Genomic DNA, 25,978 nt, shown 5'->3' on the forward strand with positions numbered 1-25,978 from the left:
TATTAGAACTTAAAGCCAGCTTTTAGGTAGAAGTAACGACCTAGAACGTCATAGGTGTACGGATCTGTGTTTGAATCGTTGTAACCTGTGAAGTACGGAGGCGTTTGATCTAGTAGGTTGTTAATACCACCAGAGATGTTAATCGAGTCAGTTACGTGAACTGAACCAGATACACTGTGATAAACAATGCTAGGTACGCTTGGCGCTAAACATGCACTTGGGTTAGTACGACAAGCAAAGTCTTCCATCTCACCGATGTAACGCATCTCATAGTTTGCGCTCCAATCTTCTGCATTCGCGGTAAGAGTGAAGTTAGACTTTAGCTTAGCGAATGAACCAGCGTTACCTGTAATGTAACCTAGGTAATCAATTGCTACACCGTCTTGATCAAGTTCTTCGTACTTGTTCAGGAAAGTGGTATCAAGGCTTGCACGCCAGTCTAGGCCTGCTGCTTCAAAATTGTAAGCGATGTTGGCATCAATACCGTTAGTATTGGTTGCACCTACGTTTTGTAAACCATTGAAGAAGCTAATACGGCCAGTTTGGTCCATCTCAATGCCTGCAGATTGACATAGGGCAGTACCAGTATTGATTTTAGCACCGTTAGCATCTAGACACTGGTTAGCAATATAGTTTGAGTCTACCGCAGTAATCGTGTTCTTGATCGCAATATCATAGTAATCAACGGTTAAAGATAGACCTTCAACAAAGCTTGGGTTGTACACTAAACCGAAAGTGGTGTTATCAGCAGTTTCTGGAGTTAGTAACTCGTTACCACCCACAGTTACAACCGCTTGGTCTTGAGTCGTTGCTGGGTGCTTGATGTAATCAAATGAAGGTGAGTTACCTGCATAAAGCTCAGATACTGTCGGTGCACGGAAAGCAGTCGCTTTGTTACCGCGGATCATTAAGTCATCGTTTACACGCCAAGTCAGACCTAGCTTCCAAGTATTGTCGTCACCAAAAGTCGAGTAATCGAAGTAGCGAATCGCGGCTGATAGGTCAACGTTTTGCGCTAGAGGTAAGTCAGCTAATAGTGGTATAGCAAATTCAGCATAAGCTTCGTTAACATCAAATTCGCCAGCTGTTGGGTCAACCGGTGGATCGTTCGCCAGACCTTGAGCGGTTAGAGAATCAGGAGTATAAGCTGCTGACTCTTTACGCCACTCGTAACCCGCAGCAAAACCAAGAGGTCCCGCAGGTAGTTCCATAATTTCACCAGCTAGTGTCGCTTGGAATACGTCTAGGGTAGTTTGACCAGCATTTAGTTCAGTATAAATAAACGGAGTAATGCTGTCGCCACGCCATGATTCTTGATCAAATGGGTCAAAAGAACCCTCAAGAACGGCGTCGTTAATTGAACCTAGGTTGTGCAGATTTGCTAGGGTATCTACTGAATCGTTACGACCCTTGTTGTATGAAACATCCCAAGTGTAATCGCCAATTTCGCCTTCTAGGCCAACAACTAAGCGAACAGTATCAACTGTTTGAGCAAAATCACGGGTACCTGACTCAACCATACGACGGCCATAGCTAATCCCTTCACCAGGTTGTACGATACCGACTAAATTATCAGTCATCCAACCGCCAGCGCTTTTCGGGTTGTATACCCAAGTTGATGGGTTCCAAATAGGCTGTGGTGCCATTTGTTGCTCTGACCAACGCTTAGTGTACATAGCTTCAGTGAAGAAAGTCATGTCGTCAGTTAGATCATAGGTACCTGCGAAAGTCAGGTTAATACGCTCCATTGGCGTCGATAGGTAGCTGTCTGCAGCGTAGTTGTAACGATCTTCGTTAGTGAACGGGTGGTAAACATCACCTAAGCCAGAATGGTTAGCAGGTTTACGTGCTGCCAATTCTTCTGTTACGGTTGCATCATAGTAAGAGCTTGATTCATCCGCTAGTGCACCCCAGGTCTTAAATACAGGGGCTTTAGTGGCATCGATAACGCCATCAGCATCACGAGCTTCAACATACTTACCATAATAACCTTGGTCACCAACTGCAGGAACCACATCACCATCTGAATTAGTACCCGTTAGAGTAACGTCAAACATTGCGTCACCCCAAATGTGGCCGCCTTCAGAGTATGAAGAGCCAGCACAGAAAGTCGTACCGCCACTTTCAGCAATTGGACAGCTAGAGAAGTCACGGTCGGCTTGTGATGCTTCACCACGCTTGGTGTACTGAGCATTAATTACCACGTTACCACGGTCAAAGGTGTGACCTAGAGTAAAGTCAATGCTTGATTCAGGAGCGTCACCATGACCAGTTACGCCACTTTGAATGTTCATTTCTAAACCTTCAAAATCACGACGTAAGATAATGTTAACAACACCAGCAACCGCGTCAGTACCGTATACCGCAGAAGCACCATCTTTTAGTACTTCTACACGTTGGATCATAGAAACAGGAATGGTGTTTAAATCAACCGTTGAAGCTGCGCCTGTACCAGATGCGATCATACGACGACCGTTAACTAGAACAAGAGTACGGTTAGCACCTAAACCACGAAGGTTGATCGTTGCCTTACCGCCTGAACCATTGTTTACCGCTGCGTTAGTCATCGCACCAGATGATGCTGTCATCTTACGAAGTACGTCATCAATAGAGGTTGCACCAGTTGCTTTGATTGCAGAAGCATCAATAACTGTTACTGGAGAGGCTGTCTCCATATCAACACGCTTAATGCGTGAACCGGTTACTTCAACGCGCTCAACTTCTGCCGACTCTTCTTGAGCGAATGCAGTTGGTGCGCTAAAAACTGCTGAACCAGCAGCAAATGCCATGGTTGTTTTCACAAACTTAGCAACTTTTGATTGTATAGCCATTATGACTCTCCCTGAAAAACCCCGACAAAGGGGTTAAGTAATTTATTTTTATAATGATCACTCATTTCGCAAACAAATTTACTACCCACCGAGAACAGTTCAATTACTTAGGCAAAACAATTTACAAACAAACGCAAAAAAACAACAACAAAAGCCATTTTCACACTTAAAATCAATAATTTACACGTCATTTCATTTTTTAAAATCAATTGTTTAATAATATAATCAATGTTAAAAAAGCACCGGAAATTAACATATCAACAACAACAATGTTACGCGACTGTATACGATATGTTATCTGTGAATGGGCGTTAGGATAGCAAACCAAGCAGATGAAATATCACCATGTTTACTCATCATAGGGGCCGCATGGGCTTACTTTAGTAGAAATAAAAGCAGGGAAGCGCCAAAGCAAAACCGCTCCATTATGGAGCGGTTATTTTAATAGACTCTATATTCGATTTAGAATCTTAGATTAACACCAGCGAAGAAGCGGCGACCCAATACATCATAAGTTTCAGGAGACGTATCTGCATCTGAGCCATTCGAAACACGATTTGGTGACTCGTTAGTTAAGTTTTTAACACCAAAGCTTGCGGTTAATTCATCATTAAAGTGATACGTTGCAGAAACATTGTGATAGCTTGCTGAGCCCACATAAACGGTATACGGGTTGTTTGCTGTTGCACTTCTGTCTTGCATATCACCAATGTAGCGCTCAGAATAAGAAACCGACCAATCACCACTGCGAGCAGAAATTCTTAGCATGTTTTTCCAACGAGCATAAGCCCCCAATTGTCCATCAATAACACCAGTTAAGTCAGTGCCCGATTTTTCATACTTTAATAGGTGCGTAGTGTCGTTGTTAATGGTCCAATCAATATCACCAGAACTAAAGCGGTACTGCATATTGAAATCAATACCACGAGTATTGAACTGGCCAATATTTGTTAATGGGCTACTTAAATTTGAAAGATCACCTTCTGGAGTAACATTAATGGCTTCACAAGCGGCAGTGTCACCATCTTCACACTTGTTTAAGTATGACTGGGTATCAAGGCGTGAGATAGCATTAGTAATTTCGTAATCCCAATAATCTGCAGTGAAAGATAAACCTTCAACAGAAGTTGGAGAAATCACCGCACCTAATGTTAATGATTTAGACTCTTCAGGTTTTAGGTTCGGATCTGAAGTGTACTTAACACGTAATTGGGCATCTTCAGCATTACCCCAAGGATCATCTAAGTAATCAAATGAACTCGATTCACCACCGTAGAGTTCTGACACATTCGGTGCACGGAAACCGGTTGCCGCTACACCACGCAGTTTAATCGCATCAGTTAACTCATAAGTTGTGCCTAGCTTCCAAGTTGTCGCACCACCGAATGTCGAATAGTTATCATGACGTATCGCGGCCTCAAGGCTCCAATCGTCACTTAGAGGTAGTGCAACTTCAGTAAATGCAGAAGCCACTTGGTAGTTACCATTAGTTGCGGCTTGCTTAGGTTCTGTTCCTAAACCTTGTTGTAAAATCTGATCTGGGTTGTAATAACCAGATTCGTCACGGTATTCAAAACCTGATGCAAAAGCGGCATAGCCACCAGCCATTTCAAATAAATCACCTGAAATATTAGCTTGGAAGGTGTGCTGCTCGTTACCACCGTTGTTTGATTGTAGGTACGAAATATCATTAACAATATCGGCTGTTAATGCGTCTGCACCACCATATAGCCATTTGTCTTGATTATTGTAGATGCTGTTCGCCATACGATCGGCACGAATCGCATTTTTCATAAAGTCTTTAGAATCGTTCTTACCTAAGGTGTAAGAAAGGTCCCAGTTTAAACCTTCATGAATATCTAACTGACCATTGAACCCTGCACTTAGACGGAAAGTATCTACCTCTTGCTCGGTAATACGAGGACCCACATCTTGCATACGACGACGATATTCAACTCGGCCTTTGTCATCGGCTTCAATGCCACCTGCAATCATTTCAGGTGTCAAATTAACACAGTTTTGAGTTAACGTGGCGTTACAAGTAACCAACATTACGCTCGCTGGTTCAGGTGCCATTTGCTGACCAGATTCTCGGCGAGTGTAAATCACATCTGCGCTAAAGCTGGTGCTATCGGTAATTTCTTGGTTTGCACTGGCATAGAAGCTATAACGCTTAGATGGTGTCTGGAAGTACGAATCTTTACTGTAATCGTAGCCTTCATCACGATTGTTCCACTCGCCTGTTTCGCCATCAAATACTTTACCGCCTAAAGACCCCTTAGGAATAAAGGAACTCGCCCCAGGTGGTGCCCAGTTACGGTCAGATTGCACAACCGCCTGACGATCGGTAAATGAAGCGCCAAAAGTATAGTTACCTGAGTCCGTATTAATACCATAAATAGCAGAAACTTGAGTGTTACCACCATCGCCTTCACCAGTAATACCGCCTTGAACATCTAAAGCAAAACCATCAAAGTCTTTCTTAGTAATAATGTTCACCACGCCGGCAATTGCATCAGAACCGTAAATAGCAGAAGCGCCATCTTTTAAGATTTCAATGCGAGAAATCATGGTTACAGGAATTGAGTTTAAATCAACAGAGCTATCGGCACCTGTACCTGAGTTGGTCATACGACGACCATTTACCAGCACTAAAGTACGTTGTGAACCTAAACCGCGAAGGTCTACTTCTGCCTTACCGCCTGAGCCATTATTCGAGGTTGCTCCTAACGCTGCACCGGCCATCGCAGGCTGCGCCGCAAGCACTTCATCAACGCTGTTATAGCCTGAAGCCTGAATCGCTTCAGCACCAATAACGGTCACCGGTGATGCGGTTTCCATATCGGCACGATTAATACGTGAACCCGTAACCTCAAGACGCTCTACGTCATTTTGGGCAGCAATCGCTGCTGGTATGGTTGCCGACGCGGCAATACCGCCCCAAATACTAGCTTTTACAAACTGACTGATAACTCTGTTAGCCATTTTTCCTCTCACACTTCTAAATTGTTGTTAACTGCCGGCAACCTCTATGCAACATAGAATGAATATTATTTTTATTTAGCCACCAACTTGGCAATACAATTAACAAGCCATTATTGATGCTGCAAGGACTTTTGTGATCAGAATCACAAAAAAGTAGAGACAAACACAAAAACCAACAATAACAACAACTTAAAAAAACAAACACCCCGCCAAAGTTCACCAAAAAAACACCACTTACAAACACAAAACAAACAACAAAAGCACTTACTTAACATTAATAACAAGTCATAACAAGTGAATAAATATTCAAATACTGTCGTTTAATGTTCTAAACTATTGCTCTGATCACAATTTATGAAATAGGTGATATCGGCTAAATTTAAACTATGCTTAGATGTGAAAACTAAATATAACCAATTGAATTATATGAATAAGAAAATTGAAAACTGCAGCCATAAATCAATCTTTTGGTGGGGTACGGCTTTGTTTGTGCTTGCCAGCTATCTAATACCTTCTATTTTTAGGCCGCTATGGAATCCTGATGAAATTCGTTATGCTGCCATGGCTTTTGAGATGTCGAGTCAGGGGCAATGGATTGTGCCTCACCTAAATGGCTTAAGGTATTTTGAAAAGCCTATTTTAGATCTGTGGGTGAATGCTTTTTTCTATCAAATGTTAGCGGACAGCAATATTGCTGTTAGGCTTGGTTCGATTATTGCGATACTTGGCTGTAGTGTATTAATTTATCAATTTTGTAATCGTTATTGGCCCAATAGCAACACCGCCAATATTGCGGTACTGGTCTTTAGTAGCAATCTACTCGTCTATGCTGTTGGCAGCTATGGCTCTTTAGATGCCATGCTCACCCTGTGGCTCGCAGCGGCTATGTTCTGTTTGTTTCATGCATTAGAAACTCCGACTTACAAATGGCGCTGGTACTGCTTAGCTGGAGTGTTGTGCGGATTGGCCTTCTTAACCAAAGGGTTTTTAGCTTGGGCGATCCCATTCATCGTTTTTGTCCCTTTAAGTATCGCTAGAAAACAATTTATTGAATTGGTTAAATTTGCCCCTTTAATTATCACTAGTGCCATTTTAGTTTGTATACCTTGGGGGCTTGCTGTTCATATGCAAGAACCTGACTACTGGCGTTACTTTTTCTGGGAAGAGCATATCAACCGCTTCTTTGCTAAAGATGCGGAACACGGCAAATCATTTTGGTTTTTCTTTCCAATTATTCCTCTGGCGTTATTACCTTGGTGGTTTGGTTTTAAATGCTGGCTGCAAACCGGTCGGCAACTATCTTGGCTTAAAAGCAACGGTCCGTTGTTGTTCTTATTATTATGGGCGGTTTTAGGTCTACTCTTCTTTTCAAGCTCTAGGGGAAAATTACTTGGTTACATCCTGCCTTTGATGCTTCCGATTAGTATTATGTTCGCTGTCAGCCTCAACCAAGCTATTGCAAAAGGTTGGCAACTGCCGTTATTACCTTTAGCTGGACTGCTTATTACTGGAGCTGGGGTACTGATTGGTCTCGACCTTAGTAGCGAACCTTTTTACCAGTCATTCGAACAGAGTAACAAATGGATCGCTGTTAGCAGCTTAGTCCTTGGTGCAGTTATTGCTTCATTCGGCCTCAAACAAAAAGCTGAAAATAGACTCAAATACACCGCATTAGCGATCCTACCGTTTTTTTGGGTGGCAGGGGCGGTGGCGCCTAAGAGTGCGATCGATCACCAATTGCCCGAACAATTTATTAATCGTTTGCAATTAAATCAATGTCAGGGGCTGTACTCTGACAAATACATGGCAGCAAGCCTTACTTGGTTGAAACATCGAACTGATGTCAATATTGTCGGCTATATGGGAGAGTTCGACTATGGTCTTGCCTATGCAGATTCAAGCCACAGACATTTGAGCGAAGTTGAATTACTCCAAAGCGCTAAAAAACAAAACATGTGCGTACTGATCCGCGCCAACAGGGAAGTGGATGAAGCCATTAAAAATAGTGGCTTATTTAAATTAATAGATACTGATAACAGTATTAGTTTTTATAAAAATTTCTAAGAGACCTTTAGTCAAAAGTCGAAAATTTATCTTCGACTTTTGACTAAACCATTAAACCGCTTTAGCAATAAAATATGGATTCAGTAGGCTTTCTGTTTGGTTATAAAGGAGCGGTTGCTGACTCTGCCAATCCAATACTTCACCACCAGCAGCCAACACCACAGCATGCCCGGCTGCTGTATCCCATTCACTGGTAGGGCCTAAACGGGGGTATAATTGGGCACTGCCTTCAGCAATTAGGCACAACTTTAAAGAACTGCCAACGCTAACAAGTTCATAACTGTCGTGCTGCTGCAAATAGTGAGTGAGTTCAACAGATGGATGAGAACGACTTGCTACTACTTTTACTGGCTGACTATCTATATTAACTTGAATAGCTTGAGGCTGAGCAGGTAAACCTTTAAAAGCACCAAGCCCTTGTCCCCCCCAATAAGCGATGTTTTTAGCTGGCACCCAAACCACACCCACCACTGGCTTGCCACTTTCAATCAGAGCAATATTAACCGTAAACTCACCATTCCTTTTGATGAACTCTTTGGTACCATCAATAGGGTCGATTAAAAAATATTTATGCCACTGACGCCTCGTACTCCAGGGAATGTTAGCACCTTCTTCAGATAAAATCGGTAGCTGACTATGGGTTTGCAAGTATTCACAAATAATTTTATGGGCCGCTAAATCGGCACGAGTCAGAGGCGAGTCATCGGACTTAAGCTGCACGCCAAAATTATCACTCTGATAAATATCCATGATAGCGCTTGCAGCCAAATTAGCCGCCTCTAGCATCATATTTAAATGTTTTTCCATGCTCACCTTAAATTGATTCTATCGCCTGGGTTAACTTAGTAACGCCAATCACTTGCATGCCTGCAATCGGTTTTTTGGGGACATTTGCCTTAGGCACAATAGCCCGAGTAAAACCATGTTTCGCCGCCTCGATTAAACGCTCTTGACCATTGGCTACCGGTCGAATTTCACCAGAGAGTCCAACCTCACCAAAAGCAATTAAGCCTTTATCTAAAACATTATCTTTGAAACTGGAAACCAATGCTAACAATAGCGCTAAATCCGCCGAAGTCTCTGTTACCTTAACACCGCCAACGACATTCACAAACACATCTTGATCCGCCAACATCAAACCACCGTGTCGATGTAATACCGCTAATAATAAGTTCAATCGGTTTTGTTCCAAACCAACAGCGACACGACGGGGGTTGGATAATGGGCTGTAATCGACTAAAGCTTGTAACTCAACCAGCAAGGGACGAGAGCCCTCCCAAATCACCATCACCACGGCTCCAGAAGCACTATCGACTTCTTTAGATAAGAATATCGCTGACGGGTTGGCCACTTCCTTCAATCCTGTTTCTGTCATGGCAAACACGCCCAGTTCATTAACGGCTCCGAAGCGGTTTTTATGGCTTCGTAAAGTACGATAGCGACTGTCACTTTCCCCTTCCAATAAAATTGAACAATCAATGCAGTGTTCAAGAACCTTAGGTCCGGCCAATGAACCATCTTTAGTAACATGCCCCACCATCACCACTGCCACGCCATTTTGTTTAGCATAACGAGTCAAAAATGCGGCAGATTCTCGTACTTGAGCCACCGAACCAGGGGAAGAGCTAATATCCGCCATATGCACAACTTGAATGGAGTCAACTACCATAATTTTGGGTTTGACCTCGTCAGCAACATCACAAATACGTTCAACCGACGTTTCCGACAGCACTTGCAATTTATCCGTTGGGAGACCTAAACGGTTCGCTCGCATGGCCACTTGTTGCAAAGATTCCTCACCTGTTATGTAGAGAGTATTCATTTGTTCACTGAGCTTACACATCGTTTGCAATAACAGCGTTGATTTTCCTGCCCCAGGGTGACCACCGATCAAAATTGCACTCCCTGGAACAATGCCCCCGCCAAGAACCCTATCTAGTTCATTAAATTGGCTCGACATTCTTGGAAGCTCAGTTAAATCAATCTCGCTGAGTTTTTTAACCTGTGATTGGCCACTGGCAGTGCCGGCATAACCAGAAAACTTACCGCCATCACTTGGCTTCACTGAACTTTGACGCATCTCCGTGATAGTGTTCCACTCCCCACAAGCATTACACTGCCCAAGCCAGCGAGGATAGTCTGCTCCACATTCTGTACAGACAAATGCCGTTTTTGTTTTATTTTTAGCCATGCTTTTGATAACTTCTTATTTGTTGTGATAAAGTTAAATGTCGCCGTGCCGATATTCTATCAAGCTTAATAAAAAATAATAAGGGACTATGAGCCTAGAAAAATATCATCAAATTTTGGTTCAGCTGGTGCCATTTGCCAAGCATCGGGAATATGAATCTATATTTGACCGCCTAACGGCTCACTTAGATCGTTCTGCTCGCTTTCTTATAAAGATGGAAGTGTCCCGCTTGTGGCGCCCGTGTATCAGGGTTATCGACTTAAGAAACAAACTTCATGAAACCTGTATTAACTACCAATACCAAGGCTTGGTTCATTATCTTGATCAACAAGCCTTAGATACCTTTAATAAATACATAAAACTTTATAATGGCAGCTACACTTTGGGCGTCTACGAAGCTGTAATCAATAATATTAAGCAAAACCCGAGACAGGCCATTGCTGATGTCACTACCAATGATGGCATTAATATTTTAAAAATATGTGACAACAGTAAACGCTCAGAAGAGCGTATGAACTATGCGGTCAAAATCGACTGCTGGCAAAACCAACAGCATATTTCTGGGATTTCCAGCGATATATCTGTCAATGGAGCCAAGATTAAGCTGCCATTGAATACTAAAATCGACCCTAATCAACTTATCTATGTGAAATTCTTTGATCTTGAATATCAATATATTGAAGAGGAGCTTAAAAAGGGACTGAGCTATGAAGTGGTCGATATAGAGCAGGGGACCAATGCATTGATGTTAAGGCTGCAAAGCCATCAACATTCAGACAAAGTCGCAGATGTCTTAAGGGATTTTATTCGACGTTTTAAATTCCGCTACAAAGTCGATACCGCTTATGCCTTACAACAAGCCAAAGAAGAAATTTTAATTGACCATTATGTTACCCGCATTAGTCATTTGCCATTTTTTGTCAATAATACTGACCACCTTGAACTGCCCTTTGTTTTAAGAACTAGGGATAACCTGCCGTTACTAAAGCTTTTGAGCGACGATTTACAGCAAGTTCATATTGAACATTTGTTCGATCAAGAAACGCTAATGCTATGTATTAATCAAAATGCGACCAAAGAGCAGCTTAGCTTCTATTATTTTACTGACCATCAACAACCTTATATCGCCTCAATCGCCGAGCTCAATCAACAAGGCATACTTAGTGAATTTTATGAATACGGCCGTCAATTTGACAGCTTTATGGCACTGACTCTAGAAGCTCGACCACTGGCCGATCTTGACAATGCCTCCACCGATAAACTGCCGCCTTTAATACAAAGTCAAATTTCCAATATTAAGGCAGTCTTAAATGTAACTTGCCATCATTTTAAAGAATATCAGCCACTAGCAACGCTACATCATCATAAACCGCAATGGCTTGAGCAATTTAAGCCCTCAAGTGCCCCACTCATCACCACTAAAGTTATCGAGTATGGCTTTAATGAGCGCAGAAAAGGATCTCGCTTTAAACTAGAATCTCAGGTTATTGTTGACTATGGGAAAAACAAACACAAAGCACTCACTGTAGATTTTTCAACCCGAGGTTTTAAAATCAAACTTGCCAAGCCCATAGAACCCATATCCTTAGGCAGTACCGTATATTTAAGCTTCCCACAGATGAATAAGCTCACTAATAAATATGCTTTAGTAGAGCTGCCCTACTCTGTTGTTAATCTAGACAGCATCGACAAAACCATCAGCGTCAAATCTAAAATGATTGATAACCAGCATATCGGTAATGATTTTTTTGAAGCGCTAATTGCACAAAACTTCCACCACCTTCACAGGCTCGGAGAAAAAAACGATAATAACCAAAAGCTTTCATACCTTTTGATGAATTTAGTCAAATCAACGCTCGATAAAGTCCCTGGTTTCATAATTAAAGAGAACCAATTACTAAAGCTTGATACCATAGTAATACTCAACCAGCCGCCATCTGTGCTACTGCCTTTTTTCACAACAGCAACCGATGATGCCTCATTAAATCTTGAAGTCATTTTATCTTCAAATTTAATCCACACTCATTTACTTGAGAAATTAAGAGCGATGAAAGACACGCAAGCTATGGATTTTATAGATATCGCTATCAGTCATCAAAGTCAGGCCCACAAAGGTGTACAGGCATATTTTTTGGGCAATTTGAAGCTCTATCAAAAAGCAAACCTGCTTTTAAAGCTTAAGTCTTTAAGTCAGATTAAGATCATTAGACTGCACTTTTGTCGTATCGGAAAACCCAACATCAAATTAATTGCTGATTTACTCCATTACATTGGCCGACACGCCCAACACAAACGCAACCGTTTAGAAAAGCAACTTTGGAAAAATCTAGCTATGGTAGAGATCAGCGATATCACTTCACTTTATTTGTATAACTTAAAGCTCGAAGTGCTGCTCGCTAAGCAGCCCTCCATTGTGCCTTCATAACCTACTTGCCACAGCGACTTTCTTCGTCACTGCATATATTTATCAATTTTTTGTCAACCAATATCTCGCTTGTCCGTTATTAAGCCATATCAAAGCACAAATAAGGACAGCAAATGAAACAAGTTAATCTCCAACACTTATTTAGAATGAGTTTACTGGCAAGTAGTATCGCATTAACAGCTTGTGGAACAGAGACTATTATTGAGGATAATTCACAGGTTATTAGTCAAGATGTTGGTCAACTTGATATCATGTTGAGGGATGCTGCAGAGGACTTTTTAACTTATGCAGTAGACATTAGTCAAATTACCCTTACCCGAGCAGATGGTGCAGTGGTCAATGTGCTACCGAATAACCCAAGGGTCGACTTTGTTGAATATCAAACCTTAAGCGAATTTTTCTCGAGTCAAACTATCGCTAGCGGTGTTTATACCCATGTTGCTTTTACCCTTGATTATTCAAGCTCAGAGATCATTATTAAGGACGAACTTGGTAACCCTATAGTCGCCAGCGCCATTGATGCAGAAGGTAATCCATTAAGCCAATATACATTAGATATTGCCTTAGATGAGCAACAACAACTTGCGATTTTACCCGGTAAGGCAGCGGCATTAACGTTGGATTTTGACTTAGCGGCAAGTAATACCATTTTAAGCACGGCACCCGCTTTAGTGGAAGTATCCCCTATTTTGGTGGTTGATGCCGAGCTTGATAGTGATAGAGATCATCGGGTACGCGGCCTATTACAAAGCAGTGATGAATCATCCATTACCCTAGATATTAAACCTTTTCGCTTCAAAGACGGTGACTTTGGTAGAAAAACCCTTAATTTTGATGAAAATACCCAATTTGAGATTAATGGTGAATTGCTTAGCTTAGCACAAGCCTCTGAAGTGTTAGCAAGCTTAGCTGCTGACACGCCTATTATCGCTTATGGTCGCTTCGACAAACAAACTGAACAATGGTTAATGGCTTCAATGCAAGTTGGTACATCGGTGCCATGGCATAACCAAGATTTATTAAGGGGTGTTGCTGTTGCTAATGACAATGGCAGCATCAGCCTAAAAGGTGTTGTTATTGAACCCCAAGACCGAACCGCTCGATTTGTAAAGACAACTACGTTGATCAGTGGCGATCAAACTAAAATCAATAGCTGGAACGGTCAAACCGATCTTGCCCCAACTATGATAGCAGTGGGGTCAAAAATTCAAGCATTGGGGCAATGGCAAGAAACCGAGACAGGTACAAGTTTTAATGTAGAAGATGGCTTAGTTCGTTTAAAAATCAGTCGGATAACTGCCAAAGTGAATGAAGCAGAAGGCTTAAATGTCAATGCTATCTTAGCCAACAAGCACAGTGTCAATTGGTATCAATGGCAAGATAACTCGACATCTCCAGATAGCATGTCAATCAAGCTTAATGGTCTGACACCACAAACCACTAGCGGTGACTGGGTTCAAATCCGTGGTAACTTTATAAAATCTGGTGATTTTGATTTTGATGCGCAATCGGTCACTAAACTAGAGTTTGAATCTCAAAAGGCCGTTGCCACGGTCTACAACTTAAGTCAATCGCCGGTTGCCAATCTGGTTGAAAACAAGCTGGTACTGGATCAGGCGGCCACAAAGCACTTAAAACTTGCGAGTATCCCTTTAGCGATTTCAGAAGACTTAGATCTTAACAGTATTAACTTTGCTGATAGTGGTGAATTCGTCATTAAAAAGTCATTTGAATTTAGCCTACAAACCTTCACTAATTCAACTGAGTTCTTGCAAGAAATTGCCAAGCTCATAGAGCAAGGTGCTGAAATAAAGCGAGTGACTGCTACAGGAATATACCAATTAGATGGCCAAGAAATTACATCTAGCCGTTGCCTAGTTGTAGTCAAATAATTATTATTAATAAAAAAATAATAATTAATTGAAAATGACCAAAGAAGTAGAAATTGCTGAGTTTTTTGCTCAGGTAGAAGGTCGCGCTCTGCAGATGGCGCGAACTTCTACAAGAAACCTTGATGAAGCAATGGATATCGTTCAGGACACCATGCTTAAACTCATTAGCAATTACAGCGATAAAGCTTCTGAGGATTGGACTCCCTTATTTTATAGGATTTTGCAAAACAAAATTACTGATTGGCATCGCAAGCAAACCTTGAAAAAAATGCTTTATATGACTCCTGTGAGTGTTGATGAAGATTTTCAAGACTACTTAACAGAAGGGATTGACCATCACAACAGTGAAAAGCAAACCCAACTTAACGATGCCACTCAAGCGATGCAATTGCATCTAAGTCAGCTTCCGTTGCGCCAGCAACAAGTTTTTATGTTGCGCTGTTGGCAAGGTTTTTCAACGGCTGAGGCTGCAACTATTATGGGCTGTACTCAAGGCAGTATAAAAACCCATTACTCGAGAGCGTTAGCCAAAATGCAAGCAGCTCTTAAGGATTACTACTATGACTAAACCGACAGAATCACAAATTAAAGAATTGGCTGATAGCCAGCTTACGCAGATGCCTGCTGATGTTAAATTAAGATTGCAACAGGCAAGAATGAATGCCCTAGCTCAAGCTAAGCCTAAAAATGCTCGACCATGGATGCTCCTTGGGCCGTCCCTTGCAGCTGCTGCCACTTTTGGTGTATGGATGAATTTACAACAGGACAGTGATCAGATTGAGCTTGCTCAAGTTGAAAGCTTTGAATTATTGATAAGTGAGGATCCTGAAATGCTCACAGACTTGGAGTTTAGTATTTGGCTTGCAGAACAATCACAATCTTAGCCTTTATTTTTAGTGTTAGCTTTGCAACAAAGGCCAATACCAATAACGAGTTAAGTTTAGAATTATTATTATTTTTAAGTGATACCGTAATCGTTGATGAACAACTTGTGACACCGGTTGACCTATTAGAAAAACAATTTGAACCAATGAACAATTATGATCAAGAACCTAAGGAGCCAAAAGATGAGTAAATTAATGAGCACAATCTGCTTGTTGATCGCTGGCTTTTTATTTTCCGCAAGCTCCAGCGCCCAAGATTGGGACAGTCTTCCAGCAAGCTCAAAACAGGTATTGGCAAAATTTGAGAAACGCTGGGATAAACTAGATAGCGAAACTCAAGATAGATTGGTAAAAGGCGCCAACCGCTGGACAAACCTGTCTGCAGATCAAAAGCAAAATGTTCAACAGCGCTTTAAACAATGGCAAAAGCTTAGCCCGGAACAAAAACGAAATGCAAAAGCTCGCTTTAAAGAGTTTAAAAAGCTAACACCTGAACAGCAGCAAAAAGTAAAAGCCGCTTTTGGTAAATTTAAACAATTATCACCAGAAAAACAGGCAAAACTTAAGAAAAAGTTCAGTAATATGAGCCCTTCGCAAAAACAAAAAATGAAGAAGCGCTTTATGAAGAAGAATAAATAGCCAGAATAAACATACATAAATGGTTAAAAAGCGGATTGCCCCTAAAAGGCGCCACTCTACTCTAATGTATTTTAATCACTTATGAGTAGGGCAGCTTATTTCACTTTCAGCTGCGCATCAAAAAAGCCGGATTATTTTCATAATCCGGCTTTTTTATAACGGCAGTTAGCACACTGCTCTCAATGACACTGTCGCCCTAACAGCGAAGCGCTCTCGATTTATTCCAGTTCTGACTCAGGTGTAGCAGTAACGTCTTCAGCTTGCTCAACAGGAGCCGCCAATAACATATCACGCAGTTGCTGCTCTATTTCTTGAGAAATAGCTGGGTTCTCTTTTAAATATCGACAAGAGTTTGCTTTACCTTGACCAATTTTATCGCCCTTGTAGCTGTACCAAGCACCTGATTTTTCTACAAGCTTGTTTTTAACGCCTAAGTCAATTAGCTCACCGTAACGGTTAAAGCCTTCACCGTAAAGGATTTGGGTTTCAGCTTGTTTAAATGGCGCAGAAATCTTGTTCTTAACCACCTTAATACGGGTTTCGTTACCAACTACCTCGTCACCATCTTTAATCGCACCAGTACGGCGGATATCCAGACGTACAGAAGCATAGAACTTAAGTGCGTTACCACCTGTGGTGGTCTCTGGTGAACCAAACATCACACCAATCTTCATACGAATTTGGTTAATGAAGATACACATACAGTTTGACTGTTTAAGGTTACCGGTTAACTTACGCATTGCTTGAGAAAGCATACGTGCTTGTAAACCCATGTGGCTGTCACCCATTTCACCTTCAAGCTCTGCTTTTGGAGTCAGTGCTGCAACCGAGTCAACGACCAATACATCAACCGCCCCAGAACGTGCTAGCGCATCAGCAATTTCAAGAGCTTGCTCACCTGTATCTGGCTGTGAAACTAATAATTCATCAATATTTACGCCCAGCTTTTGCGCGTAAATTGGGTCTAGTGCATGCTCAGCATCAATAAAGGCACAAGTTTTTCCCTGCTTTTGTGCAGCGGCAATAACCTCTAAAGTAAGGGTCGTTTTACCAGAGCTTTCTGGACCGTAGATTTCAACAATACGGCCCATTGGCAAGCCACCAGCACCAAGAGCAATATCTAAAGCTAATGAACCTGTGGATATGGTTTCAATATCCATGGTGCGATTGTCACCTAGCTTCATAATAGAACCTTTACCAAATTGTTTTTCAATTTGGCTTAGTGCGGCACTGAGCGCCCTTTGCTTGTTGTCATCCATTTGCTTGCTCCAGATAAATTCTTAATCGTTAATGAACAGTAGTATACTGTATGAGCGTACAGTATCAACTACTATTTCAAACTTTTATCTGAAATTATAAATAAAGCATTGATAATTATGGTTAAATATTTAACTTTTTTATGTGAGCAAGCATTTGACCAGTACTGAATAGTTCGATTAACAGTAAAATTATGGATTTTATAGAGTGCCCCCTTAGACACCAAAGCATGGATCCCTTATCATCAAACAAATTATCTTTAGCAACCTTATGTAAAGGACACTTTTGCACGTGACCAGTCAGGATTTAAGTCAGCATACCCCTATGATGCGTCAATATTTGACCATCAAATCCGAGCACCCAGATGTTTTATTGCTTTATCGTATGGGAGACTTTTATGAGCTTTTCTATGATGATGCAGAAAAAGCGGCTGCGTTACTTGGCATAACCCTTACTAAAAGAGGCAAAAGCGGGGGTAATGCAATACCAATGGCAGGTGTCCCTTACCATGCCATTGAAGGCTATTTAGCCAAACTGGTAAAACTTGGCGAATCCGCTGCAATCTGTGAGCAAGTGGGTGATCCCGCCACCAGCAAAGGGCCAGTGGAGCGCAAGGTTGTGCGCATTATTACCCCTGGCACGCTAACCGATGAAGCCCTATTAACCGAACGCAGCGACAACTTAGTAGCCTGTTTATATCAGGGAGATAACCGCTTCGGTTTTGCTACTTTAGATATCAGTTCTGGCCGCTTCCTATGCCAGCAATTGCCAACGGCTGAAGCTGTAGAAGCAGAAATTCAACGTACCAATCCTGCCGAGTTGTTATATAACGAAATGCTCGAGGAAGTAGGGTTATTAACCGGTCGCAGTGGTACCCGTCGGCGCCCAGAATGGGAGTTTGAATCCGCAACCGCACAAGCCCTTTTATGCCAACAGTTTAATACTAAAGATCTTACTGGTTTTGGCATTAATGAACAATTTAATGCCGTCAGCGCAGCGGGTTGTTTATTGCAATACATTAAAGATACCCAGCGAACAGCCCTGCCCCATATCAACGCATTAAATCTTGAGCAACAATCCCACTTTGTTACCCTTGATGCGGCTACCCGAAGAAACCTTGAGCTCACTGTTAATCTCAGTGGCACTGATAAGAACACTCTTGGGCATGTATTAGATCATTGTTCTAGCGCCATGGGCAGTCGCTTGTTTAAACGCTGGCTCCATCAACCCCTCAGAAGCCATCAACTCATTAATGCCCGCCTTGACGCTATTAGTGAGCTTAGCGAACAGTTTTTAGTTCCAGAACTCAGTGACTGCTTGTGCCAAATGGGCGATATCGAGCGCATTTTAGCGCGCCTAGCACTGAGAAGTGCCCGCCCTAAAGACTTTGCCAAACTACGTCAAAGTTTACAGTTATTACCTGAACTGCAACAGTTATTAGCCCCTAGTGCTAGTACTAAATTGGTTGAATTAAAAACCAATATGAATCAATTTCCTGAAATTGTGAACCTGTTAGAAGGCGCCATCGTTGATAATCCACCCATGTTAATTCGTGATGGCGGAGTCATTGCCCCTGGCTATAACCAGGAACTCGATTACTTACGTGAACTTTCTAAAGGTGCTACCGATTATTTAGCTTTGCTTGAACAGCGCGAGCGCGACGCCACAGGCATTGCCACCCTAAAAGTGGGTTATAACAAGGTGCACGGTTACTTTATTGAGGTATCTAGAGCCCAGTCGGCATTAGTTCCTGCCCATTATCAGCGTCGCCAAACCCTAAAAGCGATGGAAAGATACATTATTCCTGAGCTGAAAGAGCACGAAGATAAGGTACTTAACAGCCAATCCCAAGCCCTCGCCTTAGAGAAAAAGCTTTGGGATGAGTTATTCGATTTACTGTTACCACAATTAGGTCAACTGCAGATGTGCGCCAGTGCCTGTAGCGAGTTAGATGTACTTAATAACCTCGCATTTTGCAGTGACAAATACGGTTACCAGCGTCCTGTATTAAGCGATACTGTGGGTATCAATATTGAAGCCGGCCGCCATCCAGTGGTTGAGCAAGTCACTAAAGATCCCTTTATTGCCAACCCTACTCAACTAGGATTAGGCCGTAAAATGTTGATTGTCACCGGCCCTAATATGGGCGGTAAGTCGACCTACATGCGTCAAACAGCCTTGATCACCTTAATGGCCCATATTGGTAGCTATGTGCCCGCTGACAAGGCGGTCATTGGTCCCATTGACCGTATCTTTACCCGTATTGGCGCGTCAGATGATTTAGCCTCAGGTCGCTCAACCTTTATGGTGGAAATGACCGAAACCGCCAACATACTGCATAATGCGACTGCCCAATCCTTAGTATTAATGGATGAAATTGGCCGTGGTACCTCTACTTATGATGGTTTATCCTTAGCTTGGTCTTCAGCCAATTATCTCGCCACTAAACTTGGCAGCCTCACTCTATTTGCCACCCACTATTTTGAGCTCACCCAATTAGCCGAACAATTAAATGATGTCCATAATGTGCACCTAGATGCTGTCGAGCATGGTGACACCATCGCCTTTATGCATGCCGTACAAGAAGGCAGTGCCTCTAAAAGTTATGGCCTACAGGTGGCAGCATTAGCTGGTGTCCCCAAAGTTGTGGTCAGCAGTGCCAAGCAAAAACTGCATGAGCTTGAGCAGTTGGATACCCGTACACCTCAAAGCCAGCCGCTCTTGCAGCAAGAGCAGCATCCACAACAAGCCAGTTTATTTAATGAGGCTTCAGCGGTAGAGCAGGCATTAGAGCAAATTAACCCAGATGATCTTAGTCCGCGTGAAGCATTGGCGTTTTTATATAAGCTAAAGGCTAAACTATAACCAATCTAGCCCGCTCTGCGGGCTAGTATTCGATGACGGATTTATCAAAAAAATGGCGACCTTCAGGTCGCCATTTACTGTATTGCATTGCTACCAATAAAAATAATACCCATGCAGGCAAAGTAAAGCGAATATACCAGCAATAATATCATCGATCATAATGCCAAAGCCGCCATGCACATGCTTGTCTAACAAACTTATTGGCCAAGGTTTAATAATGTCAAAAATACGAAACAACACAAAGGCTGCCAATAAATTTTGCCAAGTTAATGGTAACCACAACATCGCCACCATATAGCCAGCAATTTCATCCCAAACAATAGCGCCATGGTCATGCTCTCCCATATCACTGGCGGCTTTGCCACAGATATAAATACCTATAATTGCTGCCACGATTGTGGCAATAAGATAGCCATTAGCAGGCAGTAACGATGCTAAATAAATAACAGGCAATGCCGCGATGGTACCAAAGGTACCTGGGGCTTTAGGCGCCAAGCCACTACCAAAGCCTAAGGCTAAAAAGTGGATTGGATTAGTTAACGACAATTTGTCGATGGGGTTATTAGAAGTGCTCATAACCAGATAAGTTTAACTCTTTTTTATTATTATTTTGGAAATATTCAATTCCTTGGTAAGCCCCTATGGTACCAACTTTGGTCAATTTAATCCCAAGATTTTCACTGATCAGAGCGATGTCTTGTGCTTTTTCAGGACTGGCCGTAAACAACAACTCGTAATCTTCACCACCGCTTAAGGCAAAATCGAGCGCTTGCTGCCAGTCTAAGCACTGCAATAAGGAGGACAATGGTAAGCACTCAAGATCAATTCTGGCCCCTTGACCACTGGCATTTAAAATATGTTTAAGATCAGATGCTAAACCATCACTTAAATCCATGGCACTAGTGGCCACTGCCCTTAACGCCTGCCCCAGCTCAATGCGGGCTGTGGGAAAGTAATGACGCATTACGCCCTGTAAGCCAAGTTCAAAATCCACTCCTTTATTCAGTAAGTGGGCCAAGCCTAGGCCAGAATCGCCAATGGTATGACTGACATAGATATCATCACCACTGTTGGCACCACTTCGTGTTAACGCCTTCCCCTGTGGCACAAAGCCATGCACAGTAATGGTAATAACGACCTTATCTGACATGCAGGTATCGCCGCCAACAAGGGCAAGATCATACTGCTTGGCTAAATTAAAAAAGGATTCAGAAAATTCTGCCAACCAAGATTCGTCTACCTCCGGTAAACTAATGGCCAACGTTGCCCAAGCGGGTGTCGCCCCCATTGCTGCCAAATCTGACAGGTTAGCGGTTAAGGCTTTATGTGCAAGTGCTGCCGCAGGGATATCTGCAAGAAAGTGAACATCCTGCACTAAAGAGTCCGTGCTAACTGCCAATTGCATACCCGCAGGTGGTGCTAACAGTGCACAGTCATCCCCTACTCCAATGACAACATCATCACGGTTGCTATTTTGGCTAAAGTATTTTTTTATTAAATTGAATTCTTTCACAGAGATTTCTTATCGGCTTATACAAAAAGTGCGGCCTAAGCCGCACTTCATATCATCGTTTCTAGATTAAGCTTTTGCTAGCTTATCTAGGGCGCCATTAACAAACTTATGGCTGTCATCGGCACCGAATACTTTCGCAAGTTCAATCGCTTCGTTAATCACTACCTTATGGGGTACGTCTTTACGGAACATAAGCTCGTAAGCACCAAGGCGCAATAACGATTTTTCAATCGGATCGACGTCTTTAATTGGGCGGTCTAAATGAGGCTCTAACGCTGCATCAATTCGAGTTGCCTGAGTAGCAACACCGGATAACAATTCGCGGAAGTACTCAACATCGACACCATTGGTGCTATTTTCAGTTAAGTAGTTCAGTTCAATATCAGCAACATTGTTACCGCTTAATTGCCATGAATAAATGGCTTGTACCGCAAGGCGGCGGGCTTTACGACGCATCGAAGGCTTCACAGAGATCCCCAATTACAGTTGTTCTTCAAGGTTTTGCAAAACGTTGATCATCTCTAGGGCACCAAGGGCAGCTTCACCACCTTTATTACCGGCTTTAGTTCCAGAGCGTTCAACAGCTTGCTCGATAGTATCAGTGGTTAATACACCAAATGACACAGGAGTATCAAATTCTAGCATGACTTGAGCCAGACCTTTATTGCATTCACCTGCAACAAAGTCAAAGTGGGGTGTACCACCACGAATTACCGCACCAAGTGCAATAATTGCATCGTACTTACCGCTAGCAGCAATACGACGGGCAGTTAATGGCAGCTCGTAAGCTCCTGGTACACGGACAATAGTAATGTTGTCATCGCTTACTTGACCAAAGCGCTTGAGGGTATCAACAGCACCCTCAACTAAGCTTTCAACAACAAAGCTATTAAAACGGCCAACAACTAGCGCAATTTTTGCGTCTTTAGCTGCGATATTTCCTTCAACAATATTCATATTTTCACCCAAAAGTTAGCAATCCGGCCCAACTGTCATACAATTGGACGCAATAATAGCACAAGTGTAGCTAAAGCAATTAGCTTAGCTTCACAAACAGTTAATTTTTATCCGAAATATATTCGACAACCTCTAAACCGAAGCCGCCTAAAGAATGATAGCGCTTAGGTTCACTAAGAAGTCTCATTTTATTCACCCCCAAGTCAGCAAGAATTTGGGAGCCCACACCAATACGACTCGTTGGCGCCTTGGCTTTTTTACGTTGGGGTTGCTCCCCCGCATCAATCGCGGCAAAGCTCTTCATTTTATTCAGTAATGCATCATTGCTGGTATCGCTGGCAAGGATCACCACTACCCCGCCATCTTTACCGACACGCTCTAGAGCGTGATCCAGTGGCCAACTGCGATTCTGATCTCGCTCTGAGAATATTAAATCGTTAAAAGCATTATGTAAGTGAACACGAACTAATGGCTCACCCTCTAAACTGCCGTTGACCATTGCAAAGTGCAATTGATTATCAATTGTATCACGGAAGCAATGCATATCGAACTCACCATAACGGGTAGGCATCTTACAACTTGCTTCACGCACTATGGTGGTTTCATTTAAATTACGGTACTCAATCAAATCTGCAATGGTGCCCATTTTAAGGCCGTGCTCTTTGGCAAAAATCTCTAGATCAGGGCGACGCGCCATGGTGCCATCTTCTTTTAAGATTTCTACAATTACACCCGCCGGCTCCAAACCAGCCAAACGCGGCAAATCACAGCCAGCTTCAGTATGACCCGCTCGGATAAGTACACCACCATCTTGCGCTTTAAGCGGGAAAATATGACCGGGTTGCACAATATCTTCCGCCTTAGCATCTTTCTTTACAGCGGCAAGCACAGTGGTCGCACGGTCTGCGGCAGAAATACCTGTAGTGACGCCTTCAGCGGCTTCAATCGAAACGGTGAAATTGGTACTAAAAGCGGCACCGTTATTATCAACCATCAATGGTAACTTTAATTGTTCACAACGGTCTTTAGTCAGAGTTAAGCAAATTAAGCCACGGCCATATGTAGCCATAAAGTTAATGGCTTGGGGAGTGATTTTTTCTGCGGCAATAATTAAATCACCTTCATTTTCCCTATCTTCATCATCCATTAAGATCACCATCTTACCTTGACGGATATCTTCAATGATTTCTTCTGGGGTATTTAATGACATGAGTCGTTATCCTCTTATAAAGCCACTTCTTGCTAGCGTTTCCATTGAAAGACCAGCTGCTTTGGTATCTGGAGTGGGCGCCATTAGACGCTCAAGATAGCGGGCAATTAAGTCCACTTCTAAATTTACTTGTTGGCCAACCGTTAAGTCAGCAAGGGTGGTTTGGGCCGCAGTATGGGGGACAATCGTCAGCCTAAAAGCCTCATCCCTCAACTCATTGACGGTTAAACTGATACCATCAATGGTAACCGAACCCTTATGGGGAATGTATTTCAGTAGGCTTAAGTCATTAGGCTTGATCCAAAACTCTATCGCTTTGCCTAAATCTGACTTTTCCACGCAAGTAGCAACGCCATCCACATGGCCGCTCACCATGTGACCGCCTAAGCGGGTATTTGCCGTCACCGCTTTCTCGAGATTAACCTTTTGGCCAACACCATAATCTTTGAAACGAGTGACCTTAACCGTCTCAGCGGATACATCGGCACAGTAACCATTGCTGTTGATTTCAGTCACGGTTAGGCACACACCATTTGTAGCAATGCTATCCCCAAGGGATACATCTGCCATTGATAACTTACCAGAATCGATAGTCACTTTTACATCGTCCGCAGACTGCTGCCATGCAACTATCTTACCTACGGCTTCAATAATGCCTGTAAACATAACTTTAATTGGTCTCTTAAATAAGCCCTTTCAGGCGAAAAACTTGTTTTAAATCATCACCAAGCATGGTTTGCTCGATTAATTGTAGACGCTCTACTTGGTCCATATTAATTTTATCTTGGATAATCATTAGGTCACGACCACCAGCACCGATTAACTTAGGCGCTTGATATAACACTAACTCATCGACTAAACCCGCATCAAAAAATCGACCTGCAAGGGTAGCACCGGCTTCCACCAATACATCATGAATACCTTGTCTAGCCAGTTCCATTAATAAACCAACTAAACTAATTTGGCCATTATCTAAAGCAATGATTTGCTGCATCACATTATCAGGCCAGCTCGCTACTGGGTATTTTTGACCACTGCAAAGCATTAATGTACCTGAACTAGTGACAACATTAAGTGGCGGACGTAATTTAGCATTCGAGTCTAATACCACTTTAATTGGATTGGGGATTTGGCTAAGTTCGGTATCGTAACCTTTGTGATTCAATACATGCTGACGAACATTTAAACTTGGATCATCTGCTCGCACAGTGCCTGAACCTGTGATGACCGCCCCGACTTCAGCTCTGAGCTTTTGCACATCGTTGCGAGCTAGTTTACCGGTTATCCATTTGGATTGACCATTTTTTAACGCTGTTTTTCCATCCAAAGTACAAGCCAATTTCACCCTGACATAGGGTAGGCCTGTTTTCATTTTTTTAATAAAACCAGGATTGAGCTCATAGGCTTGTTGCTCAAGCACCCCTTCAACGACCTCAATACCGGCTTGACGCAGCATATAAATCCCGCGCCCACAAACTTGTGGATTCGGATCAGTCATGGCCACCACGACCTTGGCAATCCCCGCCTTTATAAGACCTTCAGCGCAAGGGGGGGTTCTGCCATAATGGGAGCAAGGCTCGAGGGTAACATAGGCAGTGGCGCCTTGGGCATCGGCTCCCGCTTGATTTAAAGCATGAACTTCAGCATGCTCGGTGCCTGCTTTTTTATGGTAGCCCTCACCGATGATTTGGCGGTCTTTGACAATCACACAGCCCACTTTGGGGTTAGGTCTGGTCGTAAAGTGCCCCTGTTCGGCAAGGCTGATGGCGCGAGCCATCATTTGTTGATCAAAGTTAGTCATGGGTACTTTCAAGATTGGCGATCACTTCACCAAATTGAGAAACATCTTCAAATGCACGATAAACTGAAGCAAAACGAATATACGCCACCTTATCGAGAATACGTAACTGATCCATCACTAAATTACCAAGCAGCTGACTCGGTACTTCCCTTTCTCCAGTGGCCCTTAGTTGCGATTTTATTTTATTAATTGCTTCTTCAATTGCGTCAGTTTCTACTGGACGTTTTTCTACGGCACGGGCAATCCCATCGCGTAATTTTGCTTCATCAAAAGGTTGGCGAGTCCCATCTTGCTTAATAATATGCGGTAGCACCAACTCAGCCGTTTCAAAAGTAGTAAAGCGCTCGCTACAAACGGTACAAGAACGACGACGGCGTACTTGGTGGCCATCGGCGACCAAACGTGAATCAATTACTTTAGTATCGGTTGCAGAGCAAAATGGACAATGCATAGAATTTCCCCAG

Annotated in this window: 21 protein-coding genes; 8 read left to right on the top strand and 13 right to left on the bottom strand. The window is 42.7% G+C overall.

The window, feature by feature from the left end; translation table 11 throughout:
• Positions 1-2 precede the first annotated feature (2 nt).
• Positions 3-2,831: a TonB-dependent receptor gene (locus GFB48_RS00680; RefSeq protein WP_163930150.1), complete on the bottom strand. Its 2,829-nt coding sequence runs from the start codon at positions 2,829-2,831 to the stop codon at positions 3-5.
• Positions 2,832-3,293: 462 nt separating this feature from the next.
• Complete coding sequence (locus GFB48_RS00685; protein WP_163930151.1) at positions 3,294-5,816, bottom strand: TonB-dependent receptor; 2,523 nt, start codon at positions 5,814-5,816, stop codon at positions 3,294-3,296.
• A 426-nt stretch (positions 5,817-6,242) separates the two neighbouring features.
• On the opposite strand from GFB48_RS00685, the gene GFB48_RS00690 reads away from it, so the two are divergent.
• Entirely contained in the window at positions 6,243-7,880 is a 1,638-nt protein-coding gene (locus GFB48_RS00690; RefSeq protein WP_163930155.1) for a phospholipid carrier-dependent glycosyltransferase, read from the top strand.
• Positions 7,881-7,931: 51 nt separating this feature from the next.
• Here the strand turns inward: GFB48_RS00690 and cysQ are convergent, their stop codons facing one another.
• Together cysQ and radA are read right to left on the bottom strand one after the other, a co-directional pair.
• On the bottom strand, positions 7,932-8,687 hold the full coding sequence (gene cysQ, locus GFB48_RS00695; protein ID WP_163930157.1) for a 3'(2'),5'-bisphosphate nucleotidase CysQ: 756 nt from the start codon (positions 8,685-8,687) through the stop codon (positions 7,932-7,934).
• Between the two features lie 7 nt (positions 8,688-8,694).
• Positions 8,695-10,071 carry a DNA repair protein RadA gene (gene radA / locus GFB48_RS00700; RefSeq protein ID WP_163930159.1) on the bottom strand — a complete coding sequence of 459 codons (1,377 nt, stop codon included), beginning with the start codon at positions 10,069-10,071 and terminating at the stop codon, positions 8,695-8,697.
• Positions 10,072-10,159: 88 nt separating this feature from the next.
• On the opposite strand from radA, the gene GFB48_RS00705 reads away from it, so the two are divergent.
• From GFB48_RS00705 to GFB48_RS00730, 6 genes are all read left to right on the top strand, one after another.
• Positions 10,160-12,496: a PilZ domain-containing protein gene (locus tag GFB48_RS00705; protein ID WP_163930161.1), complete on the top strand. Its 2,337-nt coding sequence runs from the start codon at positions 10,160-10,162 to the stop codon at positions 12,494-12,496.
• A 113-nt stretch (positions 12,497-12,609) separates the two neighbouring features.
• Complete coding sequence (locus tag GFB48_RS00710; RefSeq protein WP_163930162.1) at positions 12,610-14,388, top strand: DUF4382 domain-containing protein; 1,779 nt, start codon at positions 12,610-12,612, stop codon at positions 14,386-14,388.
• Between the two features lie 34 nt (positions 14,389-14,422).
• The gene (locus tag GFB48_RS00715; protein WP_163930165.1) at positions 14,423-14,956 is read left to right on the top strand and encodes an RNA polymerase sigma factor; all 534 of its coding nucleotides are present in this window, start codon (positions 14,423-14,425) and stop codon (positions 14,954-14,956) included.
• The gene (locus GFB48_RS00720) at positions 14,949-15,272 is read left to right on the top strand and encodes a DUF3619 family protein (RefSeq protein ID WP_163930166.1); all 324 of its coding nucleotides are present in this window, start codon (positions 14,949-14,951) and stop codon (positions 15,270-15,272) included. Before GFB48_RS00715 ends, GFB48_RS00720 begins: the two co-directional genes overlap by 8 nt.
• On the top strand, positions 15,245-15,463 hold the full coding sequence (locus tag GFB48_RS00725) for a hypothetical protein (RefSeq protein ID WP_163930168.1): 219 nt from the start codon (positions 15,245-15,247) through the stop codon (positions 15,461-15,463). The genes GFB48_RS00720 and GFB48_RS00725 overlap by 28 nt, the downstream gene beginning before the upstream one ends.
• Entirely contained in the window at positions 15,456-15,911 is a 456-nt protein-coding gene (locus GFB48_RS00730; protein ID WP_163930170.1) for a DUF3106 domain-containing protein, read from the top strand. The genes GFB48_RS00725 and GFB48_RS00730 overlap by 8 nt, the downstream gene beginning before the upstream one ends.
• A gap of 218 nt (positions 15,912-16,129) precedes the next feature.
• Here the strand turns inward: GFB48_RS00730 and recA are convergent, their stop codons facing one another.
• Complete coding sequence (gene recA, locus GFB48_RS00735; RefSeq protein ID WP_163930172.1) at positions 16,130-17,170, bottom strand: recombinase RecA; 1,041 nt, start codon at positions 17,168-17,170, stop codon at positions 16,130-16,132.
• A gap of 322 nt (positions 17,171-17,492) precedes the next feature.
• Between recA and mutS the strand changes: the two genes are divergently transcribed.
• Complete coding sequence (gene mutS / locus GFB48_RS00740; protein WP_163930331.1) at positions 17,493-20,033, top strand: DNA mismatch repair protein MutS; 2,541 nt, start codon at positions 17,493-17,495, stop codon at positions 20,031-20,033.
• A 90-nt stretch (positions 20,034-20,123) separates the two neighbouring features.
• Here mutS and GFB48_RS00745 read toward each other — a convergent pair whose 3' ends face one another.
• The 8 genes from GFB48_RS00745 to nrdR form a co-directional block, all read right to left on the bottom strand.
• Positions 20,124-20,609: a phosphatidylglycerophosphatase A gene (locus GFB48_RS00745; protein WP_163930175.1), complete on the bottom strand. Its 486-nt coding sequence runs from the start codon at positions 20,607-20,609 to the stop codon at positions 20,124-20,126.
• Complete coding sequence (gene thiL, locus GFB48_RS00750) at positions 20,596-21,546, bottom strand: thiamine-phosphate kinase (RefSeq protein ID WP_205597652.1); 951 nt, start codon at positions 21,544-21,546, stop codon at positions 20,596-20,598. The genes GFB48_RS00745 and thiL overlap by 14 nt, the downstream gene beginning before the upstream one ends.
• Positions 21,547-21,612: 66 nt before the next feature.
• The gene (gene nusB / locus GFB48_RS00755) at positions 21,613-22,014 is read right to left on the bottom strand and encodes a transcription antitermination factor NusB (RefSeq protein WP_163930177.1); all 402 of its coding nucleotides are present in this window, start codon (positions 22,012-22,014) and stop codon (positions 21,613-21,615) included.
• A 12-nt stretch (positions 22,015-22,026) separates the two neighbouring features.
• Positions 22,027-22,503, bottom strand: coding sequence for a 6,7-dimethyl-8-ribityllumazine synthase (gene ribE / locus GFB48_RS00760; RefSeq protein WP_163930179.1), 477 nt, complete (start codon positions 22,501-22,503; stop codon positions 22,027-22,029).
• 100 nt (positions 22,504-22,603) lie between these two features.
• Positions 22,604-23,713, bottom strand: a complete 1,110-nt coding sequence (ribBA, locus tag GFB48_RS00765; RefSeq protein ID WP_163930181.1) for a bifunctional 3,4-dihydroxy-2-butanone-4-phosphate synthase/GTP cyclohydrolase II — start codon at positions 23,711-23,713, stop codon at positions 22,604-22,606.
• Between the two features lie 6 nt (positions 23,714-23,719).
• Complete coding sequence (locus GFB48_RS00770; RefSeq protein ID WP_163930183.1) at positions 23,720-24,379, bottom strand: riboflavin synthase; 660 nt, start codon at positions 24,377-24,379, stop codon at positions 23,720-23,722.
• Positions 24,380-24,395: 16 nt separating this feature from the next.
• A complete protein-coding gene (ribD, locus tag GFB48_RS00775) occupies positions 24,396-25,514 on the bottom strand; it encodes a bifunctional diaminohydroxyphosphoribosylaminopyrimidine deaminase/5-amino-6-(5-phosphoribosylamino)uracil reductase RibD (protein WP_163930185.1) in 1,119 nt (372 codons plus the stop codon).
• On the bottom strand, positions 25,507-25,965 hold the full coding sequence (gene nrdR, locus GFB48_RS00780; RefSeq protein WP_163930187.1) for a transcriptional regulator NrdR: 459 nt from the start codon (positions 25,963-25,965) through the stop codon (positions 25,507-25,509). The genes ribD and nrdR overlap by 8 nt, the downstream gene beginning before the upstream one ends.
• Positions 25,966-25,978: the final 13 nt, after the last annotated feature.

It is taken from the genome of Paraferrimonas sp. SM1919 (assembly GCF_010993985.1).
In the GTDB taxonomy this organism is placed as follows: domain Bacteria; phylum Pseudomonadota; class Gammaproteobacteria; order Enterobacterales; family Shewanellaceae; genus SM1919.

Coding starts and splice junctions, on each gene's coding strand:
- mutS (WP_163930331.1), top strand. CDS start 17,493: ATGATGCGTCAATATTTGACCATCAAATCCGAGCACCCAGATGTTTTA.
- GFB48_RS00745 (WP_163930175.1), bottom strand. CDS start 20,609: ATGAGCACTTCTAATAACCCCATCGACAAATTGTCGTTAACTAATCCA.
- ribBA (WP_163930181.1), bottom strand. CDS start 23,713: ATGTCATTAAATACCCCAGAAGAAATCATTGAAGATATCCGTCAAGGT.
- GFB48_RS00705 (WP_163930161.1), top strand. CDS start 10,160: ATGAGCCTAGAAAAATATCATCAAATTTTGGTTCAGCTGGTGCCATTT.
- ribD (WP_163930185.1), bottom strand. CDS start 25,514: ATGACTAACTTTGATCAACAAATGATGGCTCGCGCCATCAGCCTTGCC.
- nrdR (WP_163930187.1), bottom strand. CDS start 25,965: ATGCATTGTCCATTTTGCTCTGCAACCGATACTAAAGTAATTGATTCA.
- GFB48_RS00730 (WP_163930170.1), top strand. CDS start 15,456: ATGAGTAAATTAATGAGCACAATCTGCTTGTTGATCGCTGGCTTTTTA.
- GFB48_RS00770 (WP_163930183.1), bottom strand. CDS start 24,379: ATGTTTACAGGCATTATTGAAGCCGTAGGTAAGATAGTTGCATGGCAG.
- GFB48_RS00690 (WP_163930155.1), top strand. CDS start 6,243: ATGAATAAGAAAATTGAAAACTGCAGCCATAAATCAATCTTTTGGTGG.
- recA (WP_163930172.1), bottom strand. CDS start 17,170: ATGGATGACAACAAGCAAAGGGCGCTCAGTGCCGCACTAAGCCAAATT.
- cysQ (WP_163930157.1), bottom strand. CDS start 8,687: ATGGAAAAACATTTAAATATGATGCTAGAGGCGGCTAATTTGGCTGCA.
- GFB48_RS00710 (WP_163930162.1), top strand. CDS start 12,610: ATGAAACAAGTTAATCTCCAACACTTATTTAGAATGAGTTTACTGGCA.
- GFB48_RS00720 (WP_163930166.1), top strand. CDS start 14,949: ATGACTAAACCGACAGAATCACAAATTAAAGAATTGGCTGATAGCCAG.
- GFB48_RS00715 (WP_163930165.1), top strand. CDS start 14,423: ATGACCAAAGAAGTAGAAATTGCTGAGTTTTTTGCTCAGGTAGAAGGT.
- GFB48_RS00685 (WP_163930151.1), bottom strand. CDS start 5,816: ATGGCTAACAGAGTTATCAGTCAGTTTGTAAAAGCTAGTATTTGGGGC.
- radA (WP_163930159.1), bottom strand. CDS start 10,071: ATGGCTAAAAATAAAACAAAAACGGCATTTGTCTGTACAGAATGTGGA.
- ribE (WP_163930179.1), bottom strand. CDS start 22,503: ATGAATATTGTTGAAGGAAATATCGCAGCTAAAGACGCAAAAATTGCG.
- GFB48_RS00680 (WP_163930150.1), bottom strand. CDS start 2,831: ATGGCTATACAATCAAAAGTTGCTAAGTTTGTGAAAACAACCATGGCA.